The 2,714-nt window shown below is 73.7% G+C and carries 6 protein-coding genes; 3 read left to right on the top strand and 3 right to left on the bottom strand.

Annotation, left to right across the window (positions count from 1 at the left end):
• Together G3I65_RS35195 and G3I65_RS35200 are read left to right on the top strand one after the other, a co-directional pair.
• Window positions 1-135, top strand: a 135-nt coding sequence (locus tag G3I65_RS35195) for a helix-turn-helix domain-containing protein (protein ID WP_160699926.1), incomplete at its 5' end; no start/stop codon positions are given.
• A 31-nt stretch (window positions 136-166) separates the two neighbouring features.
• Entirely contained in the window at window positions 167-748 is a 582-nt protein-coding gene (locus G3I65_RS35200) for an HhH-GPD-type base excision DNA repair protein (RefSeq protein ID WP_160699927.1), read from the top strand.
• Here G3I65_RS35200 and G3I65_RS35205 read toward each other — a convergent pair.
• Entirely contained in the window at window positions 745-1,293 is a 549-nt protein-coding gene (locus G3I65_RS35205; protein ID WP_160699928.1) for a hypothetical protein, read from the bottom strand. The two genes, G3I65_RS35200 and G3I65_RS35205, sit on opposite strands and share 4 nt — an antisense overlap.
• A 1-nt stretch (window position 1,294) precedes the next feature.
• Window positions 1,295-1,813: a TrmH family RNA methyltransferase gene (locus tag G3I65_RS35210; RefSeq protein WP_309235887.1), complete on the bottom strand. Its 519-nt coding sequence runs from the start codon at window positions 1,811-1,813 to the stop codon at window positions 1,295-1,297.
• A 112-nt stretch (window positions 1,814-1,925) separates the two neighbouring features.
• Here G3I65_RS35210 and G3I65_RS35215 point away from each other — a divergent pair, with 112 nt between their 5' ends.
• The gene (locus G3I65_RS35215) at window positions 1,926-2,114 is read left to right on the top strand and encodes a DUF1918 domain-containing protein (RefSeq protein WP_160699929.1); all 189 of its coding nucleotides are present in this window, start codon (window positions 1,926-1,928) and stop codon (window positions 2,112-2,114) included.
• Here the strand turns inward: G3I65_RS35215 and G3I65_RS35220 are convergent.
• On the bottom strand, window positions 2,111-2,714 hold a 604-nt coding region (locus G3I65_RS35220), incomplete at its 5' end, for an MFS transporter (protein ID WP_160699930.1). The two genes, G3I65_RS35215 and G3I65_RS35220, sit on opposite strands and share 4 nt — an antisense overlap.

Consider the following 2,714-nt stretch of genomic DNA (forward strand, 5'->3'; position numbering starts at 1 on the left):
CGGCGGCTGCTGCTCGACGGCGCTCCGGCCGCGGAGGTCGCCGCCGCGGCGGGGTTCGCCGACCAGGCGCACTTGACGCGGCACTTCAAGCGGTACCTGGGGACGACGCCGTCGCGGTACGCCAAGGCTCGTTGACCTGCCCGCCCGCTGTGTCAAGATGACGGGCATGCTGCGCGAACTGCACCTCACCGGCGACCCGGCGGGCGACAAGCTGCTCAACGAAGACCCGTTCGCCCTGCTCGTCGGGATGCTCCTCGACCAGCAGTACCCGATGGAGCACGCGTTCGCCGGCCCGCGCAAGATCGCCGACCGGATGGACGGGTTCTCGCTGGCGAAGATCGCCGCGACCGACGTCGAGACGTTCGTCGAGATGTGCGTCGTGCCGCCGGCCATCCACCGTTACGGCGGTTCGATGGCCCGCCGCGTGCACGCGCTCGCGGAGCACATCATCGAGCACTACGACGGCCGCACCGAGGGCATCTGGCTCGACGGGCGGCCGAAGCCCGACGGGCCCGAGGTGCTCAAGCGCCTGCGGGCGCTGCCCGGGTTCGGGGAGCAGAAGGCCAAGATCTTCCTGGCCCTGCTGGGCAAGCAGCGCGGCGTCACCCCGAAGGGCTGGCGCGAAGCGGCCGGCGCGTACGGCGACCGCGGCTCGCGCCGGTCGATCGCCGACGTCACGAGCGCCGAGACGCTCGCCGAGGTGCGGGCGTTCAAGAAGGCCGCCAAGGCCGCGGCCAAGACCGGCTAACGGACGAGGATCCGCAGCGGGCCCAGCGGCTTCGCGCCGTGATCAAGGGCGACCCGCAGGGCGTCGCCGTGTTCGTAGCCGACCACCGGGACGCCCGGGAACGCCGACGCCACCGCCGCTACCGCGCCCGGCCAAGCCGCCGCTGTGCCCGAGAAGTTGGACAGCCCCACGACGCCCTCGCCGCGGTGGGCGATCACCTCGTTCTCGCCGTGGGTCAGCACCGCCACGGTCGGGCCCAGCGGTGACGCGGTCCGCTGCCAGCCCGGCTCGGGAACGCCCGGGCCGCACGCCAGCCACGTCGCTTCGAACAGCACCGAGAAGCCCGGCAGGTCCAGGGTCGCGAAGCTGTCCTTCACCGAGCAGCCCGCGGAGCCGTCGATGAACGGGAGGACGTCGGCGGCCGTGGCGTCGGGGGTCAGGGTCACCGCGTCCGGGTAGTACTCCGGGGTGCGGGTGGCGCTGGTCCACGCGCGCGGGCGGAACCGGCCCGGCCAGACCAGGTCGCACCACGACGCGTTTTCCGCGACTGTCCACTTCAGACTCATCTCACACCAGTCCCGCAAGTTTGTAGAGAACCAGGCTGCCCGCCACGGCGACGTTGAGGCTCGCGCCGGTGCCGACCATCGGGATCTCGACCACGGTGTCGAGCAGGTCGAGGACCTCCGGCGGGATCCCGGTTCCCTCGTGGCCCAGCACGGCGATCGTGCGGCCGCGGGCCACCGGCAGGTCGGCCAGCCGCACCGCTTCCTCGGCCAGCTCGACACCGACCACCCGCGTGCCGGCCGCCCGTTCGCGATCGAGCCAGCCCGGTGGGTCGTGCACCCAGTGCACGCAGGCCGGGCGCCGCAACGTGTTGCCGCGGCGCAAGGCCTCCGGCACCCACGGGAAGCGCGGGACGGCCAGGCACGCGCCGACCGCGTCGCACGTGCGCAGCAGCGTGCCGAGGTTCGCGCCGTGCATCGGCCAGAGCGGGGCGGCCACCAGGTGGCCCCAGCAGGGATGGGCTTTGCGCCGCCGGGTCTTCCGCAGCTCGCCCGGCGTGCGGACCCGGACCGAGGGGCTCACCGGCGCCGAGGCGCGGCGCCTCCGAATTCGCTGATCACACCGCCGAGCCTAACCCGTTCGCCGGGACCGGGCACCGGATTTCGCTCCTACCCTGGATGCGGAGGTGAAGCCCATGCACGCAGGAGTGGGAGACGAAATCCAGGTGCACGGCCGGACGGTGGGGTCGGCCGAGCAGCACGGCGAGATCCTCGAAGTCCGCGGGCCCGACGGCGCGCCGCCCTACCTGGTCCGGTTCGCCGACGGGCACGAGGCGCTCGTCTACCCCGGGCCGGACTGCGAAGTCCAGGCCCACGCCGACTAAGCGGGGACCGGTTCGCGGACGCGCCCCCACGCCATGCCCACGAGCAGCAGGGCGACGAGGGTGAGCGCGGCCGCGACCTCGGGCAGCAGCAGCGGGCCGCCCGAGGTCAGGACCGCGCCGCCGGCGATGCCGGACAGGCCGACGCCGAGGTAGATCGCGGACGCGTTGAGCGAGAGCACCAGGCCGGCGTGGCCCGGGGACAGCTCGATCAGGCGGTGCTGCACCGGCGGGCTGAACGACCACGTCGCCACGCCCCACACGAACAGCGCGGCGCCCGCCGCGATCGGCGTCGTGGTCGCGACCGGCAGCAGCGCCAGCACGACGGTGAGCACGGCCGTCACGACCAGCAGCGGCGTGCGCGAACCCCAGCGGTCGGTCGCGCGGCCGGCGGCGAAGTTGCCGACCGCGCCGCCGACGCCGTAGCAGAAGAGCAGCACCGTGACGGTCGTGCCGTGGACGCCCGCGGTCGCGGCCAGCAGCGGCGACACGAACGTGTAGACCATGAACGCGGCGAGGCAGCCGAGGACCGTCACGGCCAGCATGACGAGCACGCGCGGGTCGCGGCCCGCGGCGAACCGCTCGGCGAGGCGCACCTTCGGC

This window comes from Amycolatopsis sp. SID8362, assembly GCF_010550475.1.
Taxonomy (GTDB): Bacteria; Actinomycetota; Actinomycetes; order Mycobacteriales; family Pseudonocardiaceae; genus Amycolatopsis; species Amycolatopsis eburnea.